Genomic DNA, 25,702 nt, shown 5'->3' with positions numbered 1-25,702 from the left:
ACGCTTATAGTAATATCAATACAAAATTTCTCTTATCCAACAGTGCTTAAAGTAATGAACACACAAAAACGTCGCCAATAATGTAAAAAATTCCGATAAATCACACTCAATGACCTTATACCCATCAAAAATGAGAAATTTACACTATCTCTCTTTTTTTAAAAGAAACAACTTCAATTATGCAAAACACTTAGTATTATGGCTAAAACAGCTCACACTTCTGCAACACCCATAAATAAACGCTTCTTCACAGATCCAAAACATCTCTGTAAAAAACAGAGATATTATAAATCACAATTACGCTTTTGGTTTCTCTTCCTCTGATGCAGATTTTGCCTTTTTAGCAACAGCCACATTGTTTTTTATTGTGATTTTATCTCCAGACTTTTTAGGTGTTTTTACCTTATTAGCACTAGGTTTTGCTTTCTCTTCTGAAACTGGCTCACCTTTAACCCGCACATCAGCTAACGTTGAACGCAGAATGCGGATACGCATATTTTCACCAATTTCAACCTCTAATTCACCAATTTCATCATGAACCTTTATAACCTTACCAATGATACCGCCACCTGTTACAACTACATCTCCACGACGTACAGAATTAAGCATTTCTTGCCGCTTTTTCATTTGCACACGCTGCGGGCGAATAATTAAAAAATACATAATCGCAAAAATTAAAATAAAAGGAATAAAGGTAACAAACGACGTTCCGCTAGCAGCACCACCTGCAACCTGAGCCTGAGCACTGGTAATCAACATTTTTATCTCCTACAGATTAAACTTTAAGTATTTTTCACTCTAATCAAAACAAGCTCTTGATTCAGAGAAAAAATATATAAAAAACAGATTTATATCACTTTTTGTATATGAATAAAGACTATCTTTCTAATCCATTAAAAAAGAGAAAAATAGGCTTCCCTATCTTAGAATTAGATTAGATAATTATTCATGTATGCCATTTTATTTAAATGAAATTCAACCTTGAGGATTAGGCTGATCATCCTGTTCAAAACCTTTAAAAATTATACATACACAAAGCCGTTAACCGCGTTAATTATATTGCCATCAATCTCAATCATCGCATCAACAATGCGTAAAAATTGCATGCGATTACAAGAACTTGTACCAATGAGTTTTCACCTATCCTACAAAACATCAATTAGATCAAAACATCCCTAATCAAATTTACCCATCATAGATATCAAAAAATATTCTTGATTGATGTTGATGTTCACCTTATAGTCTGTGAAATGGCTCTGAAATTACTATGATACCTTAACATAAAGCACAACATGGAAAATTTTGATAAACTTACTCAGTTATACAGAAACTCGAAAAATATCTTACGTTAAATCAACTGATATTACAGCGTTTAACATAAATGAATTTTTAAAATCGAAGGAACCGAATCAGTTCTCTAAATACTGAGCAGGATCGACGGGTATAGAATTTTGACGTATCTCAAAATAAACACGCGGTGTTGTAGCATCTCCTGAAATACCTGATTTAGCAATTTCATCACCACGTTTTACTCTTTGCCCTCTACTCACAGTAAGTTTGCTATTATGACCATAAATAGTGATAATGTTATCCTCATGTCGAATCATGACAACATTTCCAAGTTCTTTTAATCCATCACTTGCATAGATAATAACACCATTTTCAGCTGCCTTCACTGATGAACCTTCAGGTACATTAATGTCTATCCCTCTATTGGTTATTGTTCCCTTTTTTTGCCCAAAGTGACTTAACAAGCGTCCTCGTACCGGCCAACGCATCTTAGAAATTCCTGTTGCCTGAGGAACAGTAACATTATCTAAATCCTTAACCGTCTTCGATAAATTATTTGCAGATTTTGAAGTAGTCATCTGCTTAGAAACATTCTTTTTAATATCTGACGTATTAATTGTTGCAGCAGGTGCAGTGTTTACAGAGCGTGATGCAGAAGATATCTTCTCTGTTTTAACAGAGGATACACCTTTAGATTGAGCTGAGGATGTAGTTGTTGATGAACCTACAGCATTATTTTGAGCATTCGAAGTTACAACTGTTTGTTTATCTGGAATAACGAGTTTTTGACCGATATAAATAGCATTATCCCCCATACCGTTTGCCACTTTTAATGCCTCGACACTGATTCCCTTTTGCCGTGCGATACTAGATAGTGTATCTCTACTCTGCACGATGTAGGATCCCCTTTGAAAAACGGAAGAATTATTCACATTTGAACGAGAAAGCGTTCCAAGATTTTTCGGTGGTGCGCCCATAATCCGTCCATCGGGAGAAACCCTGTTTTCGCGAAAAGACAATCCTGCCTCTTGTCCTGAAAAATTATATGAAGCATGATTATGATCCCCTGAAGAATAAAGCGGTTCCACAGGTGGCAATTCATCACTTTGTATTACACTGCTTTGCGATATTATTCGTCTATCAGAAGACATAGCTGTATTTTCAGTTAACTGAGTAGACGCCTCCCCCTCATAAAAACCATCAAAAAAACGCTGTGTACCAGAACTACAACCTGTAATTATTGTTGCTACTGCTAAAAGAACAATCCTCTGAAAATTATACCGAAAAATGTCATTCAAAGTTTTCAAATACATGAATTTTCTCATTAGCCAATGCTCAACTGACTCTATTAAATATTGCTAATATTACCTAAAAGTTAAAATTAAACATTTTATCTATAAACATGCTGATAAAAAATCAAATTGAGCTCATCATCAGGTAACCAAATGGAATATTTTGCGACTCTTAATCCTAAAATTACAGAACTGCCGCAACATTTTTAATAAAAGGTTGATAGCGCACTTGAAACATTTCTAAGCGCTTAAATCGGCTATCATTTTTTATATAACGTGTAACCATCTGCACTCCTTCATCTGGCCCAATAGCTTGAATAAGAATACCATTTCCAGTTAAAAGCTCTAAAAAATCTTCTGGTTCATCAGAGCGTGATGGCCAAATAAGAATACGGTCAAATAGCCCAAAACCTGTAACACCTCGACTACCATCAATTTGATGCACAACAATATTTTCAATTCCTAAAGTTTGAAATTTTTGCCGTGCTAGATCAACAAGTGTTTTATAACGATCAACTGTTACTACACGATCACTTAAACATGCGGTAAGAGCAGAACAAAAACCTGAGCCTGTACCAATTTCTAAAACACGGTGTTTTTTTCTCAATGACAACGCAAAGAGAATCAAAAGTTGCTCCTCCAAACGCTCAATATATTCACCGCATTCAATCGGAATAACTTTATTATCATAAGCACTATTAAGCCAAGGAGCAGCAACAAAATATTGACGTGGAATTTTCTCAAATGCTGCAAAAAAATTTACATCATCAATTCCTTTACCACGCATTTTCAGCACAAGGCTTGCTAATTTCTCACGAAATTGTAGAATGTCCTTCTCTCCATAATGTCATTCAATCTCCAATATAGTAGCTATTTTTATGCATGAGTGATCTCTTTACAGAATTATCATTCATGTACAGATTAATTATCGCTCATCAGCAATAAATCTATACCAACTTCACTTTACGTTACTTAGGCAGTGATACAATTTATTCCCTTCATATAAGGTTGCAAAGCATCTGGAATAATAATCGATCCATCAGCTTGCTGATAATTTTCAAGAATAGCGATAAGACAGCGACCAATAGCGGTACCTGAACCATTCAAACTATGCACAAAATGCAATGTTTTATCTCTGTCTTTACGATATCGAGCATTCATACGCCGTCCTTGAAAATCACCACAAACTGAACAACTTGAAATTTCACGGTAACACCCTTGACCTGGAAGCCAAACCTCAATGTCATAGGTTTTGCATGAAGCAAACCCCATATCACCAGTAGAAAGAATCACAGTACGAAAAGGTAACCCAAGCCGCTTCAATATATCTTCTGCACACTCTGTCATACGTTCCAGTTCAATTAAGGACTGTTCTTCAGTGGTAATCGACACCATCTCTACCTTCCAAAACTGGTGTTGACGTAACATACCACGTGTATCACGACCGGCTGCTCCTGCTTCTGAACGAAAACAAGGGGTAAGAGAGGAAAATCGCAATGGTAAATCTGATTCATTAAGAACTTCACCATTTACCAAATTGACTAATGGCACTTCTGCTGTAGAAATAAGCCACCGACCATCTGTAATTCGAAAAAGATCATCAGCAAATTTCGGCAGTTGCGCTGCTCCATAAACAATCTCATCACGCACAAGAAGAGGAAGAGAAATTTCTTCATAACCATGCTCATTAACATGTACATCAAGCATAAATTGACCTAATGCACGCTCAAGCCGAGCTAACGCCCCTGAAAGTACAGTAAAACGCGCACCCGATAAACGACTTGCTCGCTCGAAATCCATCTGCTTAAGATTTTGACCAAGATCAAAATGTTCTTTTGGTATAAAATTAAATATCGGGGGTGTACCAAAATGTCGAATAACAACATTGGCCTCTTCATTTTCACCCTTTGGAACAGAATCTAACGGAATATTTGGTATAGCTGATAGTATCTTTTCAAGACTCTCGGTTAACTGCTTTTCTTTTATTGCGGCAGAAGAAAGAAAAGTTTTAATCTCCTCAACCTCAGCTTTAATACGCTCAACAATTTTTTGATCACCTGCAGCCAAAGCTTGGCCTATTTCTTTAGAAGCTGAATTGCGGCGCTCTTTTGCACATTGCACTTTGGCAACATGTGATCGACGTTCAAGATCAAGTGCTATTAACCGTTCAGCATGTGGCTCAATGCCTCTACTTGCTAGTGCTGCATCTAATTTTTCAGGATTTTCACGTATCCATTTAATGTCAAGCATAAAAATTCCTCATTTGTATCGTTTCCATGAGCCTCGTATCATAAAAATATAAACTTTCATTAAGAATGATTTCTCTTTCTTTTCCATCCAGTAAGCTATTAAAATCGACACTTCATAGAGAACTACGGTTGGTAGCACTACTGCAAACATAGTAAAAAAAACCTGATGGCGTCACCATAGCCGCAATAACAAAGGAAATCAGAATAACTCACTTTCAAATGGATATTAACATATGAGATGTTAACAATCCAACCTTCATTAAAAAACTAGTAATAAGAGATAGTTGGAAATCAAACCAAAAATCAAGATCAACCATGCTATAAAACTCAGATAATCTGAAATACGAGCTATCAACTCTATCCTTAAATAAAGATCCGGCAAAAACTGTTGAAAAAAACTAAACTAAAGCATTATTAGCGCTAACAGACCATAAATAAATGCTCCTCTAACCAAAAATAAAACGGGACACCTATAAGAAAATGGTAAAAAACCATACGCTCACTTTTATAACGCCTTGGTGCTAAAGCTATATAGGAAAAAGATAAAACAACAATACCAGAAGCAGCAAGCTTCGTTTTTGTTAAAAAAATTCCCCATACTTGCTTTGATTGAAGATGAACATTTTCAAGATCACCACCTGATATTTTCATCACCCATTGATAAGACCATATTAAAAAATTCAAAATATAATCTTTGAAAAAAACATATAATAAATAATAAAAGCTATAAAAAATGCAATCAGAGCTGCAATAATTCGCTAACGGAGCTCAATCAAATACTCCAACAATGGTGCCATATTAGCATCAACTTCATTTTTTTAGGATTCACGACATTTCTTTCTCATTTCGAACTACACAAACAACTCCATGATCACAATAATCAGCAGATAGTGTTTAAATTTTCACTCAATTTGTCTTGACTATATTCACAAATCTCTTCTCCCTTTTTCAATTTATAAAATGGTATTATATTTACACTAATCGTAAATTTCATTCACTGTATCATAACTTGAATCAAAAATTTTGTTAACTCTTCACGAGGATTCAAATGGTCGACACCCGATAATACCCTTTTTCATTATCTAGCTCAGCCTGTTTTATAGCATCATCAAATTGATGACGAAATTCATTAAACTGTTGAACGCGCATATTATGCTTCTGCCTTTGCTTAACCCTTAACATTTTTGGTATTTTTTTGCTCCAACAACAATGATGAGAACAAGTGAAATAACTAAAACTCTGTCCCACTAATCAAAAATATTTCTGATGCTCAACTTTTTTGTTCAAAAGAACTAATGCTTAATTCTAGTATTTTACATATATTTTTAGCAGTAGTTGTTTTTCCAGCCTGAGTAGAAGGAGTATTTTTTAATACTCGCTATACGTTTTACCAATATTGGTTGAGATATTTTCATATTCCGCACTATTTTTTAAAGATATATTTGAGTGTCACACACAAAATTATAACTTCATACATCATACAGAAGACTTCCCTTAAAAGGAAACAATCCTCTTTATTTTTGATAAAACTTTTATTTAGTAAAATAGCTATTTACTTTTATAGTACTCGATATTTTTTACATAATATCTCATTTCAGCATACTTATTCCTAATTTTTATCAGAAATTTTGTAATTTTCTGCATTTTTATAATAAATAGTGAATAAGCTTCTTTTTAGATACTAGATAAACCAATCTGGTTTTCTGAAAAATATTTTTGTTATCAAAAATCTCTACGCAACCTTCTGGATCTTTGTTCATGAAAGCTTTATGTAAGGAATAACACAATCATAGATATAACTATATCGACCGACAATCTTAAAAAAACATTCGTTTTTGTAAGATATATTGTTTTTTAATAGCGCTTTATTGATGTAAGAATTATTATCATACATTTAGAAATTTAATCAACAATCGTATAGAATAGAGTCTATTTTATGAATTATCGGCATATCTATCATGCTGGCAATTTTGCTGATGTTTTCAAACATGTCATTATCACACGCATCGTAGAATATCTCAAGCGAAAGGAGAAAGCTTTTCGCGTTATAGACACGCATGCTGGAATCGGATTGTATGATCTCTCTTCCCTAGAAGCGCAAAAAACAGGAGAATGGCGTGAGGGTATTGGACGAATTTTATCCAACCCTATTCCCGAAGATTTACAAACACTCCTTGATCCATGGCTTGATGTGATTTATGCATTTAATCAAAAAAATAATAGAAAAATCACATTCTATCCTGGATCACCTATTCTCATTCGCAAATTGTTACGTAAACAAGATCGACTCACTGCCATTGAATTACATGATGAAGATTACCAAACTTTAGCCAATAATTTTTCTGGTGATTACCAAACAAAAGTGCTGCATCTGAATGGTTGGCTATCTTTAAATGCTCATCTACCTCCAAAAGAAAAACGCGGCTTCATCCTTGTTGATCCCTCTTTTGAAAATCCTGGTGAATTTTCTCGTCTTATTGAAGGATTAGCGAAAGCATATCGGCGTTTTCCTGGTGGCATTTACGCCTTATGGTATCCTGTTAAGTACGATAAAGACATTGAAAATTTTCTTCATACGCTTCATAAAACAGATATTCCCAAAATTCTACAACTCGAAATGCGTATCCGAAAAAATTCAATTGTGCCCATGATGAATGGAAGCGGTTTGATTCTTATTAATCCTCCTTATCTTCTTGAAGAAGAAATGAGAAAAATTAGCCTTTTTCTTATCACTTGTCTCAGACAAGATAAAAGTGCACACATTACTTATCAATGGATAAATGGTGAAGGCTTAGTTGCATAAAAGTCTTTTAAATTTTAATAAATATTATAAAATACATTTCAGTACATCACTTTAATAATGTTTTTAAAACCCCTCAGATAATCATCAACCAGCAATGCATACAATCATAACCAAAATCACAAACTTAGTTTTTAAACAAAACTATCTAAAAATCGTGATTAATAAAATTACCATTTCAATCAAATGAGTTGCAAGTTGACAGTTGCATAAAACTGCTTTGTCAAATTATCTTTGTAGTATTTAATTAAAATAACGCGACTAAAAAATCGTAAAATATCGTGCTATATGCATTATTTATGGAAAAAACTATGAATATACACATGATAGCGTTTAATGAAAATATCTCATGTGGGAAATAAAAATATTGCTGGAAAAGCTAAATGACCCGAAAAAGCAACACACCTTCTTGTCCAAATGAAAAAAATTTACCGTTCCTATCTGATATTATATGGGATAGTGCCAATCGAAACAATGAGAATAACAATGGATCCAAAGGATCTGCACTCATACAAGAATTTGTTAAACATCTTCCCCATAAACCAGGGGTTTATCGGATGTTTAATGAATATGGCGATGTTCTTTATGTTGGCAAAGCACGTAATTTAAAAAAACGAGTTTCAAACTATACTCATGAACAAGGCCATAATAACCGTATTATTCGTATGATTCGTGCAACATCTCATATGGAATTTGTTGTTACCCATACAGAAATAGAAGCTTTATTATTAGAAGCTAATCTCATCAAAAAATTACAACCACGTTTTAATATATTATTGCGCGATGATAAAAGCTTTCCTTATATCATTATTACCGATGATCATCGAATCCCTGCACTTTACAAACATCGTGGTGCCCGAACGCGAAAAGCTCATTATTTTGGACCGTTTGCCTCTGCTAGTGCGGTTACACAAACAATCAATGTTCTACAACGTGCCTTTTTATTACGAACCTGTACGGATTCAGTTCTTGAAAACCGTACACGACCTTGCTTACTTCACCAAATAAAGCGATGCTCAGCCCCTTGTACGAATGAAATTAACAATAGTGACTATATAAAGCTCGTAAAAGAAGCAAGAGCTTTCCTTTCTGGAAAAAGTCAATCAATTAAACAAGACATGGTACAAGCCATGCATAAAGCTGCAGAAAATCTTGATTTTGAACGAGCTGCAAACTATCGTGACCGTTTATCGGCCCTTTCTCACATACAAAGCCACCAAGGCATTAATCCTCGCACAATAGAAGAAGCGGATGTGTTTGCTATTGCACAACAAGGCGGCATGACCTGTATTCAAGTATTTTTTTTTCGTATGGGACAAAATTGGGGAAATCAAGCTTATTTTCCAAAAGCAGATCCATCTTTTTCTAGTGCTGAGATTTTAGCGAGTTTTATTGCCCAATTTTATGATAATAAGCCAATTCCAAAACTCATCCTTTTGTCTAAAGAGATTGAAGAAGCAGCGCTTCTTACAGAGGCATTAAATTTAAAAGCACACTGCAAAATATCCTTATCTTTACCACGAAACGGTGAACGAAAAACCCTTATTAACCATGCTTACACGAATGCTTATGAAGCACTCGAGCGAAAACTTTCTGAAACGTCAACATATATAAAACTCTTTCAGAATCTTGCTGAAATATTCCAACTATCTCGCACTCCACACCGTTTAGAAGTTTACGATAATTCACATATCATGGGCACAAATGCAGTCGGTATCATGATTGTTGCTGACCAAACAGGATTTATCAAAAATCAATATCGCAAATTTAATATTCGCTCGACTGATATCACACCTGGAGATGATTTAGGCATGATGAAGGAGGTCATTGAACGAAGATTTTCGCGCCTCATCAAAACATATGGTTTACCCACCAAAAATAAAGATATAGAGAATGAAAATTCTTTTCCTATGTGGCCTGACCTTATATTAATTGATGGTGGTGAAGGACAAACAAATATTGTCCGTACAATATTATCTAAATTGGGAGTGGATGATCTTATCACAGTAGTAGGCATAGCGAAAGGGACTGATCGTGAAGCAGGCTGCGAACGATTCTTTATACAAGGAAAACCTCCCTTTACACTTTCCCCACGTAATCCAATTCTTTATTTTCTGCAACGTCTACGTGATGAAGCACACCGTTTTGCAATTGGGACTCACAGAACAAAAAGAAAAAAGGAAATATTCAAAAATCCGCTTGATGAAATCAACAATATAGGTCCAACAAGAAAGCGTGCTTTACTGCACTATTTTGGAAGCGCCAAAGCCATTGCCAACGCATCTATAGAAGACTTAACAAAAGTTTCGGGAATTTCTATTACGATAGCGCAAAACATTCATAACCATTTTAATTAAAAATAAAGCTTGTCTCATAATCTCTGCCTTGTTACTTAGATTGTTACATGTGCTTGACTTCAAAAAGGATGGAAAATGGCTCTATGAAAAAGGATTATACCTTTTCTTTTCCAAATATTTTAACTTATGCACGTATTGTTGCAGTTCCACTTGTTGTGGCGTGCTTTTTTTTAGAAGGGCAACTACAATCAAGCGATATAGCACGTTGGACTGCTGTTTCCATTTTTATTATTGCGTCCATTACTGATTTTTTTGATGGCTATTTTGCCCGTATTTGGAAGCAAACATCTAATATTGGTCGCATGTTGGATCCAATTGCAGATAAGCTTCTTGTATCTGCCTGCTTGTTATTGCTTGCTGCGGATAGTACTATCGCGGGGTGGACTCTTTGGGCAGCAATTATCATTCTATGCCGAGAAATTCTTGTATCAGGATTACGTGAATATTTAGCTGAACTGAAAGTCAGTGTTCCTGTTTCTCGTCTTGCGAAATGGAAAACTTTTGTTCAAATGATAGCTATCATATTTCTCTTAGCAGGCCCAGCTGGTGATAAAATTATCCCTTATACAATAGAATTCGGTATAGCTATGCTTTGGGTTTCAGCTCTTCTTACATTGTGGACAGGATGGGATTATTTTCGTGCAGGCTTAAAACATGTCATTACATAAAATAAAAATATTGAAATTGTATTTTTTATAACCAACAATTAAAAAGCATCTGACATCTTCTACACACGATTTGTATTACTTTGAATATCAATGATGAAATTTAAAAACTTCATGATGCGCTATTACATTGTTTTCTAGCTAAAGTAGCGTCATTGCTGAACATATATATACCGAATACACTTCTACTTAGATATTATTAGCATAAAATCTACAAGAAGGATCTGTTAAATAAATGAACAACAGCTTCACATGAGTTTTGTCCATTGCTTTATCCTTATTATGAATTAGAGAAAAAACCATCACATAATCTGATGACATTCATAACAGGAATCACTTAAATAGAAAAGATTTTGATCTTCACACACATTTTTAGTTTAGAAAATTAGTGACTTTGTAAAAACTCCCAAGATATTATTGGGAGTTTCTGTATCTTATAGATAACTTAAATTTAATTATTAACCAACAATTTCAATATCAGAAAACCAATAAGCTATTTCTGTCTTTGCAGTTTCAGGACTATCTGAACCGTGAACAGAATTTTCTCCAATTGACAGAGCGTATACCTTACGAATCGTTCCCATCTCTGCATCTGCAGGATTCGTAGCTCCCATAACTTCACGGTTTTTCATGATTGCATTTTCACCTTCTAAAACCTGCACAACAGTTGGACCAGAAGACATAAATTCTACAAGCTCCTCAAAGAATGGACGCTCTCTGTGAACGGCATAAAATCCCTCAGCTTCACGTCGACTCATCCACACACGCTTAGAGGCGACAACACGTAAACCTGTGTCTTCAAGCATTTTTGTAATTGCCCCGGTCAAATTACGACGTGTTGCATCTGGTTTAATCATCGAAAATGTACGTTCTATAGCCATTTAACTACCTTTATTTCACTTATGTAACTCTCTCTATTCTATAGCGAGCAAAGAAGATTTTGCCAAGTGATCGTCACTTAATCTGTATTAATTTCTCAATTACAATAATTTTAATAGAATCTACTTCAATAAATTAAAGATAGTCGTGATTATCAATCTCTTATTTTAAATACTAAATAATTATTTGGCTGATACAAAATCACAAGAATTAAGCTTTTCATTATATCCACGCTAATGATATAAAATACAAAGGAATTTTTATTGATGAATACTGTGTTGTATTAAAAACTATATCGTTACTGAATCGGATCCCTTACTTATCGATAATGACAATATCAACTTGTTGATATTGAAAAGCTTTTAGCTCATCAAATATATAGCCCATATAACCTTTACAATTATTCATCATCCACCATGATCACAATTTTAATAAAGATCACTTACATCTCAATTATATTAAAATAACAACATTACTTTTTGATGTTGTTAGATGATCAATTTAAAAAACAAAGCACAGCGAGGTTCTCATAGAATAAAATTACACTAACCACATCGAAAAAATAAACCCCTCATCGCTAAAAAGACAAAACCGTAATACACAAAAGGATCTACGATCTTATATTATGATATAAATTACGATTTACATTCCCTTTCACCAGCCTGCTAATCAAAATAAATATTTAATAAAAATTATACCTTTACAATGATCAAAAAGACTTATGCAGTTAATATTTCAAATAATACCTCTAAAAACTATAACGCACGCCAATTAAACTATCAACTGATCCTTTCCTCTTACTCCCTTTAAGATAATGTGCTTCCGCATAAAGCGTTAAGCGATCATTAACTAGAGTCTTCAAGCCCACTCCAAATTTCCCAGAATTCCCTGATAAATCAGTTATAAATTTATATTTTTTGTTGATCGTTGTATGATTATCATCAATATACTCACGCAGCCAAGAAGCTGTAAGATAACTTACAAAAGCGCTATCACCCACATTAAAGTCATGCCCCAAAGAAAACCCTACTTCTGTTCGGAACGATGTGGAGGCCTCTATATCACCCCTCATACCATTCGAAAGTTCAATTTCTTTACCTGCAACATATACCCATGCAAATTGGCTATAAGGTTGCATCCAACTATTGTACCCTGTCTCCAAACGATAACCGGTTTCAAAAGATGTTCCTAAAGCTGATTGTCGATAATTTCCTTGTATCACTAAGCCATTTGTAGAAACAGCCTTAAGGTCATTTTGGTAACTATTATATTTTACAGTACCATCCAAATACCATCCGTTATGATCAAAATAGGTTGCATAAATTCCTAAACTGTAAGTGTTTACACCACTCACACCACCAGCTTTATGTGTGATACATGCTTGATCATAACCACTAAAACCACCAATAAACAGATTTCCATTTGTCAGTTCTTTCAAAAAATCAGCACCCAACACAATACCTGTCTGACCAAGATCAAAATGTGTATGGCCTGTAGAGAGGCGCTCTTTGTCTTTGAAAAAAGCAGTCCATAAAGCAGTATCTTTCTTGGTTCTGTCTACAATGCCTCTACCGGAACGCAAATTTTCTAATTCATTATGAAAAATAAGCTCAGAAGATACTGCCATAGACAATATGGCATCAGTTGATGGAGTGGTTGAAAAATGAGCAGCTTGCATATTCTCTAAAGACGAAGGAAGGGAGATCTCATCAGCCGTATACCCACTATAATTTGAACCATCATCTTCATAATCTAGATCAATAACCCGACGTCTCTGCCTTTTACGCAAAAAAGTGGAATTTTTACCACTTTCAGTATCTAAAGCCAAATACCAAGTTCTTTTATCTTTCTCATTATCAGTGTCTTGACTCTTTTCATCGTTTTTCAGAATATACTTATAAACTCCCAAATCGACACTTTTAATGCTATCGCCAGAAAGATTTGCCAAAGAAAATTGAGCTCCTCCAACAGCATCAGTAATCAAATTCAACCTACTCGTTAATGTGGAAAAGTTTGCAGATTCAACACCTGTATCGACAATGCTTACTTTGTGATCACCACTACTGTCATCTCGAATACGAAGTAAATTACCATTATGCTCTAGAGCGCCAAGATTTAAAATGAAATGTAAACTCCCTGAGAGCTTACCAATAAGAAGCTGAGGATAACGCCCTCTATAACCACTGACAGGTAAATGGACTTTTCCATTACCCATTAAACCATCAATATTAATCTGAGAACGACTTGCATCTCTTTGCACATCAATAGAAAACAAGTCCATCAGCTCCCCCCCAACTACCTCAACTCTTTCTCCTATAACGCGACTTTTATTTTTATTATCATAAAAATAAAGATGCCCTTTCTCCTTAACATCTATTTCCCCTTTTAACTTTGCACCAATCTCCACCCACGATCGTGCTCTTCTACCGATAATTAAATCCTTCACAGATCCACCGGCAGACACCACTTGCTTAGCACCATCCTGTAAAGTAACATCCTCAGCCTTACCTCCCAACAAAACGTACTGCTCCCCACCATCAAATATCTTAGTTTTAAATGCAGTACCATTACTAAAAACGTTCTGCACACCTCCCTTTCTCACTTGTGTTGCCCAAGCCTCTCCACCACTATATATATTCTGCTCTCCCCATGTTTCATCTTTACCGGAAATTATAGCATCATAAGCACTAGCAGCCTTCCTTCCTGTAACGCTTGTATCCCGAGGAGGCCTGCCTCTCCCTGAATTTTCTGCTCTTGAATGACTCGATCCTATCTCCCTTTCTGAAGAATCAAAATTTTCTGTTTCAAAAATATATTGTTGACCACCATTAACCCTTGTGTTTATTGCATACCCTTTAGATGTAACTACTTGTATTCCACCCACCATTACAGTAGCACTCATTGAAGTTCCGCCATCTTTAACAATTTCAATCTGACCACCGTCAACTACTGTATTATTCGTCATACGCCGAGACCCTGGAGAGAGGACTTTTTTGACATCCGGCGCTTCATAAATAGGAACTCTACGCCCATCTAAAAGAACACTCCCCAACTGTTTCCGCTCTTCTGCATTTGCACTTTGTGTAAGAAAGCTACTAATTACTAGCGACCAAAAAACCAATTTATATTCATTTTTCACAACCCAGACTCCCAAGCTAACAATTATTATACATTGATATCCCCTTATTCATTTTTCTCATTAATATCATAATGTATTTAATATTACAAATTAATATTATAATGTATTTTAAGAGCCGTACATAAATGGTTTTCAAAAAGCAAAACAAACTTAAATAATCACTTACAGTAGAGAAAGTAAACTGAACTCATTAAAATATACATATTACATCTTCATTTAAATAAAATACAAAATGAAGTTATTAATATAAGCTAAGCAGAAGTATCTCACTGACACAACAGTGTATGATCTTACCCAATGCTATGTGATTATCAAGAGAATCCTCTCAATAATTTATAATAAAAAAAATCCTCTGATCACTGAAATATCAAACTTAAAAAACAACAACATTTCTAATCATGATCAAAGGATATTTATATTTTCAATTTTTACGCACTTCTGAAAATTATAGCGCACACCTAACAAACCAGAAACCGATTGTTTCCTCTTACTCCCTTTAAGATAATTTTCTTCCACATAAAGCGTTAAATTATCACTTACTGAACCTTTTAAACCAAGTCCAAATTTCCCAGTATTTCCTGATAAATTAATTATAAACTTATTCTGTTTATTAATCGTCACATAATTATCATCAATATACTCACGTAACCAAGATGCTGCAATATAAGTCGTTACCATAATAACCACCAAAATAGGTTAATTTATCATAGGATTTGATTATCATCACACCTTCTTCAGTTTCTTTAATATGTATAAGTTCTCCTGTTTTTTTAACCTTACAGTTATAATCATATTGACTATATCCAACATCACTTTCAGGGGAGTACGACATCACACAAACTCGACGCACCTGTAGGTTGTACAAGACAACTACCTACTAACCATCAATACCCAATAACTTAATTTCCACTTATACTGCATAGATTCACCCTACTCTTAGTTGCTTACACAAACACCGGATGTAGGTAGTTCTACGCAATCAAATTTCAATTAATAATCGTAATATCTTTAATAAATTTATTGTTTTTTAAAAATATCTTTTCATTTCATAAAGCATTTTTTCTTAATAACGAATATACAATAACACCTATATTATTTTGAACAATAAATGCCTTTAAAAACTCTTCATCACATAGGAGATAAAATAAAATATGCAATAAAATCGATAGCCTATTATATAATAAAATACACTTTCGTCTTCTCAAGGAAAATTTTCTAATCATTGAAATGTCATACTTGAAAATGGGCATCCCCTTTAATTAAGAATAAGGAGCCAATACACTCTCATCCTTTATATACCTCTAAAACAGCATATACCGATAACCATAAATCAATTATTTTTTACTGCCTTGATAGATAACTCAATACACAGATGCGCCTGTAACTCTTGAATTTATTTAAGCTTATCCGCTATACTTTGCATTACAAAATACCTGATGCAACATTTCAATATCGCTTATGTTGGTTTAAAAAATGAAGGAATATCTAATTAAAAATTATGAAGAGTAACAAAATTAATGTTGGCGGTAAAGATACTGCCAATTTCATTTTTAAAGATATAGGTTGCGGCACGCTCCACCACAATAACCAAGAAAAAAACACGCAAAGAAAAAAGAATAAGATATCAACAACCATACCAATGTGAGTCATAGAGAATACTCGTGATAAAATATGCGTTGTGCCTAACCATGAAACACAAAAAAAAGCTAACGCTACTGCCCAAATACTCAGAAAAATTTGATCAATCACTATCGTTATTCCGTTCAAACATTTTGATTATAGGCCATATTTTTATCGCCCCCAGAAGAAAAATTATAATAAAAACCCAACGACCTCCTCCTGATCCCTCCATAATAAAGAGTTCTGGTTTCATCGTCCCTATAATACCGATAAAAATCAAAATAAAAGATGTTATATGCATCACGCTTTCTTTTTCCAAGAGCGATCTTCCGTCTGCTGCCAATAAGTTACATTATGGTTTTGTGCTTTATAATTTTTCCATTGCGCACGAGCAGTATTTAACTGTGTCTCATCATGACTATCAAATATAATCACTAACCGTTGATAACTATGAATATCAGAACAAACTGCTCCCTCTATAAGAAAGCGTATTGTAGAATTGTTCGGATTTTCATTCCCCGTAGTAAGAAATACAGGCTGTAAATCTGGATATTCATCACATTCAGTTCCGTGCCCAATAAACGCACCATCAGCATAAACCCACAAATGCTTATCCATAGCATCTCGTCTCTCTTCGCTGATACACTGTATTGTTACTTTGCCAAAGTTATTCAATGCACGTTCTACAAGCACCGGCAAAACATTTTCCGGCGTTGACTGTGTTAAATGATAAAAAAGAATATCGACCATCTTAATTTTCACCACTCTTCATCTCATCAAAAACCAACATCCTTTAAAATATTTTCACACTTCTCACATGAAGCGAGATGACTTAAAATACAATGCTTTTTTTCCTTTATCGTAGGTATTGTCTTTCGTTCAATATGTTAAAACGATAAATAAAAAAGAAGCATAATTTTTTAGATTAACAAAAAATATTCTATCTTTTTAACTTTCTTGTGCACCACACTTAATATTATAATCAGGATCAATTAAGGTTTCTCCTAGTTCATTAAGAGGAAACACTCGCGCATAAAGACTGTTCTAAATTGTTATTATACATCTTGACCTAACATGTTTTAGTGTATCTTTTTAAAGTTAAAAATAAGGGTGTCATCCAACCTATGCGTATTCTTGAGTTATACATCCTAAAGCGTATTTTTATTTTATTTAGCGCTGTCATAACTGCAGCAGTTGGCATTATTTGGACAGTACAAATCCTTGCACGCATTAATTTTCTCACAACAAGTGGACAAACATTCCTAACAGCTCTACACTTTTCGTCCTTATTAATTCCTTCTGTCATTTCTCTTGTTATCCCATTTGCGTTAATGATTGCCATTATCACCACCCTTTCAAGAATGAATCAAGATTCAGAATTAACGATTATTAGCGCCTCTGGTATTCCCAAAACTACTATTTGGAAACCAATTCTTTTTCTTGCTATTCTTGCTTCATGTGCATCTTTTTTTATCACTAATTTTGTTGCACCCCAAGCGCGTCTTCATATGCGAGAAATGTTAGCAAATGCTCATTCTGATCTCATTACTCTGTTTATTCATGAAGGAAGCTTTCAAAAATTAACGAATAATCTTTATATAGGAATAGGTGAACGGTATCCAGATGGAACCATTGGGCGCCTTTTCATTGCAGACCAGCGTAACCCTAAAATTGACCTTTTTTATTATGCAACCAAAGGAGCAATTGTTAGCAATAAAAGTGAGAATATTTTAGTTCTTAATAATGGTGAAATAAAGCGGCTCAATCATCAAAATGATAGCGTTTCGATTATTAAATTCAGCTCCTACACCTTTAATCTTAGCGAATTCATCCCGAATGATAGAATCCCCATAATTTATCCTAAAGATAGACCTCTTTCTTACTTATACCGCCCCGATCCAGATGATCCTAACCATCAGCGTCAACCACTCCAATATAGAGCCGAGTTTCATCGACGACTTACAGAATGGTTATATCCTATTGTTTTCGCATTAATTACAGTGTCTGCAGCAGGAGATGCGCGTTCATATCGGCAAGCACGCATATCTGCAACCTTTTCTGCGATTATTTTTTCCTTGTTCATTTACTTAGTAAGATATTTTTTCGTCGAAAAAACAGAAAATAACCTTGCTTACATCCCACTACTCTACATAACGCCAATAGGAACAAGCATATTCATCTTTTGCAGATTATTGATAAACCGTAAAATAGATTTTTTTGCAAAATTTAATGATACCATTCGAACCATTTTTCAGAAAATGATAGGAAAATTTGGACACCGAAAATCTCAATATTCTTCGGATAAATTGTTATGATTAGATGGATTCTTGGACGATATTTTTTTATACAATACCTCAGAATAACCTGTTATTTTTTGCTAGGTGCTTTTATATTTGCCTTTTTAATTGATTTTACAGAAAATTCTAGTCGACTAGCCTCTCTGCCCCATTACACAACAAAGGGTGCACTTCTCATCTCATTTCTGCGCATTCCCCTTATCATGCAACAACTTTTTCCCTTCATTGCATTATTTTCTGCAATGACAATGCTCATCTCTCTGAACCGAAAACTTGAGCTTGTTATCGCTCGTTCAATAGGTGTTTCCGCATGGCAGTTTCTCATGCCTGCATGCTTTGGAGCTTTTTTCTTCGGATTAGTTGCGATTTTTCTCTTTAATCCATTTGCTGCATGGGGATATTCCCAAGCAGAAAAAATAATGGCTGAATGGCACAGTAATAGTAATAATGTCCAAACTTCTCTCAATAATCATCGTATTCCGTGGTTTACGCAACATACAGATTTAGGAACAACAACTGTTGGTGCTAAATCAATCACAGATGAAGGCCTCTCTCTTATCAATGCAACCTTTGTACAATATAACGAGGATGCAACAATTAAGAACTGGATCCATGCTCAAAAAGCGACATTAACAAATAGTGCTTGGTTTTTAACTCATGGAACAATCTACAAAACAGGCCATATTCCAGAGAAATTTACTGAATTTCGGATCGAAACGAATCTAAAACCAGAATTCTTGACTGAATATTTAGCTGATCCTGCAACAACTTCATTCTATAAATTACCGAAAAAGATTGCAGTTGCACAATCCTTTGGTTATTCTGCTAATAAATTTGATATGTATTTACAATCATTGATTGCGTTACCAGCATTACTTGTGGCGATGACCCTTATTGCAGCAACGGTATCATTAAAATTTACACGTCTCGAACAATCTGGAAAATTAATCCTTAGTGGCATCATTGCTGGCTTCGTACTCTATGTAATTTCTGTACTCGTTCAAGCTTTTGGCAATGCCGGATACATCTCACCAATTATCGCAGCGTGGGTACCAGTTATCATTGCATTATTTTTAGGAATCTCTTTTTTGCTGCATAAAGAGGATGGCTAAGTGAAACTGCTAATGAGTCAAAAAATAATTTTAACAAAATTAAGTATATTAGCTTTAAAGAGCGTTATCAGCTTTATTTTAGGCTTGGCTTTATCTTGTTCTGTAAAAGCGCAAAATCCGGCCCCATTTTTTCACAATAACGTCCAAAACTCAAAAAATCCTTTTTTACTCTCCGCTGATGAACTCATTTACAACCATGATATAAATACTGTTTCCGCACAAGGAAATGTCCAAATCGAATATGATGGCAACAAAGTTACCGCACAAAGCGTCACTTATAATCAAAAAATAGGACGTATTATAGCCCAAGGAAATGTTGAAATTATTCAAAAAAATGGCAATAAAATCTACTCCAATCAGATCGATATGACTGAAGACTTTGGTGAAGGTTTTATCAATTCTTTACGTATTGAAACAGCTAACAATACACATTTCGCAGCTGCCAATGCTCAACGTAGTCTCCATCAAATAACAATCTTTAACAATGCTACCTATACAGCCTGTAAACCTTGCTACGATAAGCCGAATGGAGAAACCTTGTGGAAAATCAAGGCAAAAAAAATCATATGGAATAATGTCATAAAAACAATTCGGTTTGAAGATGCTCATTTTGAAATTTTTGGTATACCGGTTATAAAATTTCCAGTTTTTGAGCTACCGGACCCAGCTGAAAAACGTGTCAGTGGCTTACTCATACCTCACTTTTTTTACACTAATCATCTTGGCCTCGGTATAAAAAACTCTTATTTCTGGAATTTGTCCTCTCATTATGATTTTACACTGTCTGGAACTTTTTATACGAAACAAGGGCTTTTAACCGAAGGTGAATGGCGTCAACATTTAAAAACGGGGATTTATAGTATCCGCTTCGCCCATATATACCAAACCAATCCTCATAACTTCGACAATAACACTGTTGATGCACAAAAGACCAATCGTTATATGATGGCAACAAAAGGTGATTTTCGTATTAATTCACGCTGGACTTACGGCTGGGATATCTTTGCACAGTCAGACTCACATTTTAGCCGCGCATACAAAATTGAAACCTATAGTAACCCTGTACAAATTTCTCAGCTTTATTTGAATGGTCTTACAGGTAAAAATTACTTTGATATGCGTTTTTACCATTTCCAAATCCAAGACTCAATGTTTAATAATCCCTTTCATGCAAATCATTCTCAACAAGCATGGGTTCTCCCTCGCATTGATTATTTCTTGACACCAGAGGAACCGGTTTATGCTGGGGAACTTACCTTCAACAGTAATATGCAATCAATTTATCGTAGCCATGCTGGCTTTAATAATACTAATTGGCAAAATTACCCACTTAATATCACTCAACTTTCTGGCATTGCTGGAAAAAGTTTTCGTTTAACAGGCGAACTAGAATGGAAAAAGCGTTTTAACACGCAAAATGGATTCATAATAATCCCTACTCTTGCCTTACGCGCCGATACCATCGCAAGCAATGTTCATGAAAACTATAATACTCATACATTCAATAGCTCTTCAACAAAGTTTAATATTGCCTCATCAGCTATCCGTAGCATGGCAACAATAGGTTTAGAATTACGTTATCCCTTACTTATAACTTCTGAAATTTCTACACATATCTTAGAACCAACAGTACAAATTTTTATAGGCAATAACGAACACCATATTGGACAATTCCCTAATGAAGATGCACAAAGTTTTGTGTTTGACTCAACCACTTTATTTCAACGCGATAAATTTTCTGGATATGATCGTGTAGAGGGAGGAACAAGAGCTAATATAGGTTTGAGATATTCTGGAAATCTTAGCAAGAATTGGTCATTTTATAGCCTTGTCGGACAATCTTTCCATCTCGCAGGAAAAAATTCTTTTGCAGAACAAGATCTTATTAACACAGGTTCTTATTCTGGCATTGAAACAGCACGTTCAGACTATGTCGCCATGTTTGGTGTAAATCACGACAATGGTTTTTCTGTAGAATCTCGCGGACGTTTTAATAAAATAACAGGTAAAATTCGCCGTAATGAAATAGAAGCATCACAAAAATGGTCAAATTTTTGGATAGCAACACAATACACCTATATCCAAAATCAACCAGATTACGAATATACACAAGACCGCCAAGAAATTTCTTTTCAAACTGGTGTTAAATTATCTAACAATTGGTCTATCAATAACAATGTTAGCTATGATTTAATCTCCAGAAAATTTGTAAAACAAGGAATAAATTTAAGTTACATAGATGAATGCTTTGGAATAACATTTGGTTACCAACAAATAACAAATCCTGGTGAAAAAGCGCCTTTGAAAAATTTTAATTTTTCTCTTTCATTGCGCACAATTGCAGATTTTGGTCAAAAAATAAAACTCAATTTATAAGAAAAGAATACATAAATGTCTTAACTTATCATTGTTTTTATGTAAAAAAACATGTAGCTTAGGGGATTGATGAAAGTTAGTATAAGAAAATTTACTGCCGTGAAAAAAATTAAAAATCATTCTCTTACCTTATTTTGTACCGCCTTTTTAGGTGTAAGTAGTCTATTTGTAAACGCATTTTCTATATTACCAGTCTTTGCACAACAAACCAAAGTTGTTCTTACCGTCAATGGTAATGCTATTACAAATTATGATATTCAAAGGCGTATTGCTTTTCTCAAATTACAACAGAAGAAGGAAGATCTCTCTGTACAGGCAAAAAATGAGCTAATTGATGAAATGCTCAAAAAGATTGAAATAAAGCAGCGTAATATTGATGTCAGCGATAGTGAAGTCGATGCTGCTTTTGAAAATTTTGCAATACAAAATCATATGACCATTAATCAGCTTAGCGAAATGCTGACTCAAACAAATGTCACAGTGAAGCACTTTAAAGACTATATCCGTGGCCAAATAGGATGGGGGCGCCTTGTTAATGCGCGTTATCAAGCTGAAGGTGGCCTTCTTACTGAACAAGAAGTTGCACATAAAATATTAAAAAATGGTGGCCAAAAACCTTCAACGGACGAATATACATTACAGCGAATTATTTTTGTCATTCCTGCACATCGCCGTTCAGAAATTTTACAAAAACGTACACAAGAAGCAAATAGTTTCCGTGAACATTTTAAGGGATGTAATAATACGAGAGAACAAGCGAAAGGCATACTGGATGTCACTATTCGCAGTTTAGTAAAAATCTTAGAACCCCAACTTCCTCAGGATTGGAAAAAATCTATTCTTGAAACGCCTACTGGAAAAATGACTCAGGTACAAGAAACCCCCAATGGCATTGAGGCATTTGCTGTTTGTCAAATAAAAAGAGTTTCTGATGATCGTGTTGCTCAACTTTTATTTTCTATTCAACGTAGTCAAGAAGATATTCCTCAAGAACTTGAAACTCTGAGCGAAAAATATTTAAAAGAGTTGCAACAAGCTGCACATATTAAAGATTCATAATGGCTCCATTAATTATTAGCGGCGGTGATCCAGCTGGGATAGGTCCCGAAATAATTATCAAAACTTGGAGTATGCGTAATATACGTAATATTACGCCTTTTGTTCTTGTTGCTGATCCTGATGTTATTCGTTCACGCGCTCGTTTTTTTCAACTTAAAATTGATGTAGAATCTGTTTCTATAGATAATCCTGTTAGAAACTTCCAAACGGCTCTTCCTGTAATACCATTAAAAAACCAGCAAAGCGATCAACTAGGAGTGCCTTCACCAGACAATGCTGCTGGAACAATTGAAGCCATCAAACACTGTGTTCAATTGATTCACAGTGGCCATGCACGCGCAATGGTCACCTGTCCTATTGCAAAAAAAAACCTTTATGATATCGGATTTGAATTTGCAGGTCATACTGAATTCCTAGCCCACCTCGCTCAAAAACATTTTGGTCAGCCCTATCATCCGATTATGATGTTATCTGGACCTCAATTAAAAACAGTCCCTATTACTATTCATATTCCACTCAATGAAGTTCCCTCACACCTCACCTCTGACCTAATCATTCAAACTGCTTTAAGTGTTGAAAGTGCTTTAAAGACGCAATTTGCGATAACTTCACCTCGTTTGGCTATCGCCGGTCTCAATCCCCACGCTGGAGAAAATGGCACAATGGGGAAGGAGGATATTGAAATTATCACTCCTGCCATTGATTATCTTAAGAAACAAGGTCTTCATATCATAGGCCCTCTATCTTCAGATACAATGTTCCATAAAAATGCAAGACAAACATATGATGTTGCCCTTTGCATGTACCATGATCAAGCCCTCATACCCATCAAAACATTGGACTTTGACACCACTGTTAATATCACTTTAGGGTTACCTTTCATACGAACATCTCCTGATCACGGAACTGCTTTTGATATTGCTCATAAAGGCATTGCCTCTCCTGAAAGCTTTATTGCTGCTCTTCAAACAGCAAACCAACTCGCAAACAATCATTTAATATGCCAATAGACAACCTTCCTCCTCTCCGTGAGGTCATCAATGCATATGGATTGCAAGCTAATAAATCTTTGGGCCAAAATTTTCTTTTTGATCTTAACTTAACATCTAAAATCGCTCGTCAAGCAGGCAATATAGAGGGAAAGCCTGTTATTGAAATTGGTCCTGGTCCTGGTGGTTTAACCCGCGCTTTGCTTGCAAAAGGCGCCATTGTAACAGTGATAGAACGTGATAAACGCTGCCTACCAGCGCTCTTAGATATAGAAAAGCACTATCCAAAAAAATTAAATCTTATTTTTGATGATGCACTGAAACAAGACCTCTCAAAACTCTCTGAAACATATCCAGAAAAACCGCGTATTATCGCAAATCTTCCCTATAACATTGGAACACAGCTCCTATTAAACTGGCTTTTGACGACATCATGGCCTCCCTTTTATGAATCGATGACTCTAATGTTTCAGCGTGAAGTAGCCAAACGTATCACTGCAACTCCTCAATCACCTCACTATAGCCGCCTTAGCGTATTAGTCGGATGGCGTACCATTGCAAAAATTGCCTTTGATGTTCCTCCACAAGCTTTCATACCAGCTCCTAAAGTAACGTCTTCTGTTATTCATATCATTCCACATCCGCAACCTCTAGCGTGTTCAGTACAAAAATTGAGTTTAGTCACAAAAGCTGCTTTTGGAGAAAAGAGGAAGATGCTTCGACAAAGTCTTAAAACTATTGGAGGAAAAGAATTATTAGAAAAAGCTGGAATCAATGAAACACGTCGGGCCGAAACACTTTCAATTCCTGAATTTGTAACTCTAGCAAATTTAATGACTTAAAACATTCACAGGTTGGTTAGCTTTAAAATTCTCTTCAACAATAAATCGTTTTAATCAATCTTTTCAACACTCAATTTATTAACAAAAGATTCAAGAAAACAACAACGATTACATTTCATGGTCTCTGCTCGATAAATTGATTTAACAAGCAATAAAGATTGATTTAAATCCTCATTAATAATTACATAATCGTAAGAACGCCATTGCTGTATCTCTGTCCGTGCATTATTCAATCGTAGATTGATGATATCCTGACTATCTTCTGCTCGACGATGTAAACGAGCGACAAGCTCTTTCATTGTTGGAGGAAGGATAAAAACAGAGACTGTATCTCCTGGCATTTTTTTTTGAAGTTGTTCGGTACCTTGATAATCAATATCAAATAACATATCCCGACCAGCACTCAAAGCATCTTCAACATTCTTACGCAAAGTTCCATAATAATTTCCATGAACTTCTGCCCATTCGATAAACTCACCCTCATCACGCTTATATTCAAACTCTTGTTTTGAAATAAAGTAATAATGAAGAGCATCGATCTCACTAGAACGCCTTGGTCGTGTTGTCACACTTATAGACAGCTCTAATTTTTCATCTTTTAGCATTAACTGAGAGAGAGTTGATTTTCCAGCACCTGAAGGTGAAGAAAGAATGAATAGAAAACCGCGACGTTGACCAGTTTTTTGAGAACTCAATTTATTGTTAAATAATGTCATAATACTATTTCTTTTTTCTC

At 35.0% G+C, this 25,702-nt stretch carries 20 protein-coding genes and 1 pseudogene; 9 read left to right on the top strand and 12 right to left on the bottom strand.

The window, feature by feature from the left end; translation table 11 throughout:
• Nucleotides 1-297: 297 nt before the first annotated feature.
• The 5 genes and pseudogenes from yajC to tatC form a co-directional block, all read right to left on the bottom strand.
• Entirely contained in the window at nucleotides 298-759 is a 462-nt protein-coding gene (gene yajC / locus H710_RS03085; protein WP_041849390.1) for a preprotein translocase subunit YajC, read from the bottom strand.
• Nucleotides 760-1,409: 650 nt separating this feature from the next.
• On the bottom strand, nucleotides 1,410-2,603 hold the full coding sequence (locus tag H710_RS03080; protein ID WP_041849389.1) for a M23 family metallopeptidase: 1,194 nt from the start codon (nucleotides 2,601-2,603) through the stop codon (nucleotides 1,410-1,412).
• Between the two features lie 163 nt (nucleotides 2,604-2,766).
• Nucleotides 2,767-3,411 (bottom strand): protein-L-isoaspartate(D-aspartate) O-methyltransferase, encoded by a 645-nt coding sequence (locus tag H710_RS03075; protein ID WP_041849388.1) that lies wholly within the window; start codon nucleotides 3,409-3,411, stop codon nucleotides 2,767-2,769.
• A gap of 143 nt (nucleotides 3,412-3,554) precedes the next feature.
• Nucleotides 3,555-4,832, bottom strand: coding sequence for a serine--tRNA ligase (gene serS, locus H710_RS03070; RefSeq protein WP_041849387.1), 1,278 nt, complete (start codon nucleotides 4,830-4,832; stop codon nucleotides 3,555-3,557).
• Between the two features lie 9 nt (nucleotides 4,833-4,841).
• Nucleotides 4,842-5,628, bottom strand: a pseudogene (gene tatC, locus H710_RS03065) (twin-arginine translocase subunit TatC).
• A gap of 1,139 nt (nucleotides 5,629-6,767) precedes the next feature.
• On the opposite strand from tatC, the gene H710_RS03060 reads away from it, so the two are divergent.
• The 3 genes from H710_RS03060 to pgsA all read left to right on the top strand — a co-directional run bounded on the left by H710_RS03060 (nucleotide 6,768) and on the right by pgsA (nucleotide 10,656).
• Nucleotides 6,768-7,634, top strand: coding sequence for a 23S rRNA (adenine(2030)-N(6))-methyltransferase RlmJ (locus tag H710_RS03060; protein ID WP_041849386.1), 867 nt, complete (start codon nucleotides 6,768-6,770; stop codon nucleotides 7,632-7,634).
• Nucleotides 7,635-8,014: 380 nt separating this feature from the next.
• Nucleotides 8,015-9,988 (top strand): excinuclease ABC subunit UvrC, encoded by a 1,974-nt coding sequence (uvrC, locus tag H710_RS03055; protein WP_041849385.1) that lies wholly within the window; start codon nucleotides 8,015-8,017, stop codon nucleotides 9,986-9,988.
• 83 nt (nucleotides 9,989-10,071) lie between these two features.
• Nucleotides 10,072-10,656: a CDP-diacylglycerol--glycerol-3-phosphate 3-phosphatidyltransferase gene (gene pgsA, locus H710_RS03050; protein WP_041849503.1), complete on the top strand. Its 585-nt coding sequence runs from the start codon at nucleotides 10,072-10,074 to the stop codon at nucleotides 10,654-10,656.
• Between the two features lie 455 nt (nucleotides 10,657-11,111).
• On the opposite strand, the gene ndk is transcribed toward pgsA, so the two are convergent.
• From ndk to H710_RS03020, 6 genes are all read right to left on the bottom strand, one after another.
• Entirely contained in the window at nucleotides 11,112-11,534 is a 423-nt protein-coding gene (gene ndk / locus H710_RS03045; protein WP_041849384.1) for a nucleoside-diphosphate kinase, read from the bottom strand.
• 746 nt (nucleotides 11,535-12,280) lie between these two features.
• Nucleotides 12,281-14,671: a BafA family autotransporter gene (gene bafA, locus H710_RS03040; protein WP_041849502.1), complete on the bottom strand. Its 2,391-nt coding sequence runs from the start codon at nucleotides 14,669-14,671 to the stop codon at nucleotides 12,281-12,283.
• A gap of 402 nt (nucleotides 14,672-15,073) precedes the next feature.
• Entirely contained in the window at nucleotides 15,074-15,349 is a 276-nt protein-coding gene (locus tag H710_RS03035; RefSeq protein WP_080772761.1) for an autotransporter outer membrane beta-barrel domain-containing protein, read from the bottom strand.
• Between the two features lie 807 nt (nucleotides 15,350-16,156).
• Nucleotides 16,157-16,420, bottom strand: a complete 264-nt coding sequence (locus H710_RS06340; RefSeq protein ID WP_041849382.1) for a hypothetical protein — start codon at nucleotides 16,418-16,420, stop codon at nucleotides 16,157-16,159.
• A complete protein-coding gene (locus tag H710_RS03025; protein WP_041849381.1) occupies nucleotides 16,413-16,592 on the bottom strand; it encodes a hypothetical protein in 180 nt (59 codons plus the stop codon). The genes H710_RS06340 and H710_RS03025 overlap by 8 nt, the downstream gene beginning before the upstream one ends.
• Entirely contained in the window at nucleotides 16,592-17,041 is a 450-nt protein-coding gene (locus H710_RS03020; RefSeq protein ID WP_041849380.1) for a DNA polymerase III subunit chi, read from the bottom strand. Before H710_RS03020 ends, H710_RS03025 begins: the two co-directional genes overlap by 1 nt.
• Before the next feature lie 374 nt (nucleotides 17,042-17,415).
• Here H710_RS03020 and lptF point away from each other — a divergent pair, with 374 nt between their 5' ends.
• The 6 genes from lptF (at nucleotide 17,416) to rsmA (ending at nucleotide 24,966) form a co-directional block, all read left to right on the top strand.
• Nucleotides 17,416-18,606, top strand: a complete 1,191-nt coding sequence (gene lptF, locus H710_RS03015; RefSeq protein ID WP_041849379.1) for an LPS export ABC transporter permease LptF — start codon at nucleotides 17,416-17,418, stop codon at nucleotides 18,604-18,606.
• Complete coding sequence (gene lptG, locus H710_RS03010; RefSeq protein WP_041849378.1) at nucleotides 18,603-19,700, top strand: LPS export ABC transporter permease LptG; 1,098 nt, start codon at nucleotides 18,603-18,605, stop codon at nucleotides 19,698-19,700. Before lptF ends, lptG begins: the two co-directional genes overlap by 4 nt.
• A 12-nt stretch (nucleotides 19,701-19,712) precedes the next feature.
• A complete protein-coding gene (locus H710_RS03005; protein ID WP_080772760.1) occupies nucleotides 19,713-22,076 on the top strand; it encodes an LPS-assembly protein LptD in 2,364 nt (787 codons plus the stop codon).
• A 69-nt stretch (nucleotides 22,077-22,145) separates the two neighbouring features.
• On the top strand, nucleotides 22,146-23,135 hold the full coding sequence (locus H710_RS03000; RefSeq protein WP_244875587.1) for a SurA N-terminal domain-containing protein: 990 nt from the start codon (nucleotides 22,146-22,148) through the stop codon (nucleotides 23,133-23,135).
• Nucleotides 23,135-24,145 carry a 4-hydroxythreonine-4-phosphate dehydrogenase PdxA gene (pdxA, locus tag H710_RS02995; RefSeq protein WP_041849375.1) on the top strand — a complete coding sequence of 337 codons (1,011 nt, stop codon included), beginning with the start codon at nucleotides 23,135-23,137 and terminating at the stop codon, nucleotides 24,143-24,145. Before H710_RS03000 ends, pdxA begins: the two co-directional genes overlap by 1 nt.
• A complete protein-coding gene (rsmA, locus tag H710_RS02990; RefSeq protein ID WP_041849374.1) occupies nucleotides 24,136-24,966 on the top strand; it encodes a 16S rRNA (adenine(1518)-N(6)/adenine(1519)-N(6))-dimethyltransferase RsmA in 831 nt (276 codons plus the stop codon). The genes pdxA and rsmA overlap by 10 nt, the downstream gene beginning before the upstream one ends.
• A 50-nt stretch (nucleotides 24,967-25,016) precedes the next feature.
• Here the strand turns inward: rsmA and gmk are convergent, their stop codons facing one another.
• Entirely contained in the window at nucleotides 25,017-25,682 is a 666-nt protein-coding gene (gmk, locus tag H710_RS02985; RefSeq protein ID WP_041849373.1) for a guanylate kinase, read from the bottom strand.
• Between the last annotated feature and the right edge of the window lie 20 nt (nucleotides 25,683-25,702).

It is taken from the genome of Bartonella bacilliformis Ver097 (assembly GCF_000709795.1).
GTDB classification, from domain to species: domain Bacteria; phylum Pseudomonadota; class Alphaproteobacteria; order Rhizobiales; family Rhizobiaceae; genus Bartonella; species Bartonella bacilliformis_A.
The sequence above is the reverse complement of the archived record's forward strand: the minus strand, read 5'-3'. Positions and strand labels throughout refer to the sequence as shown.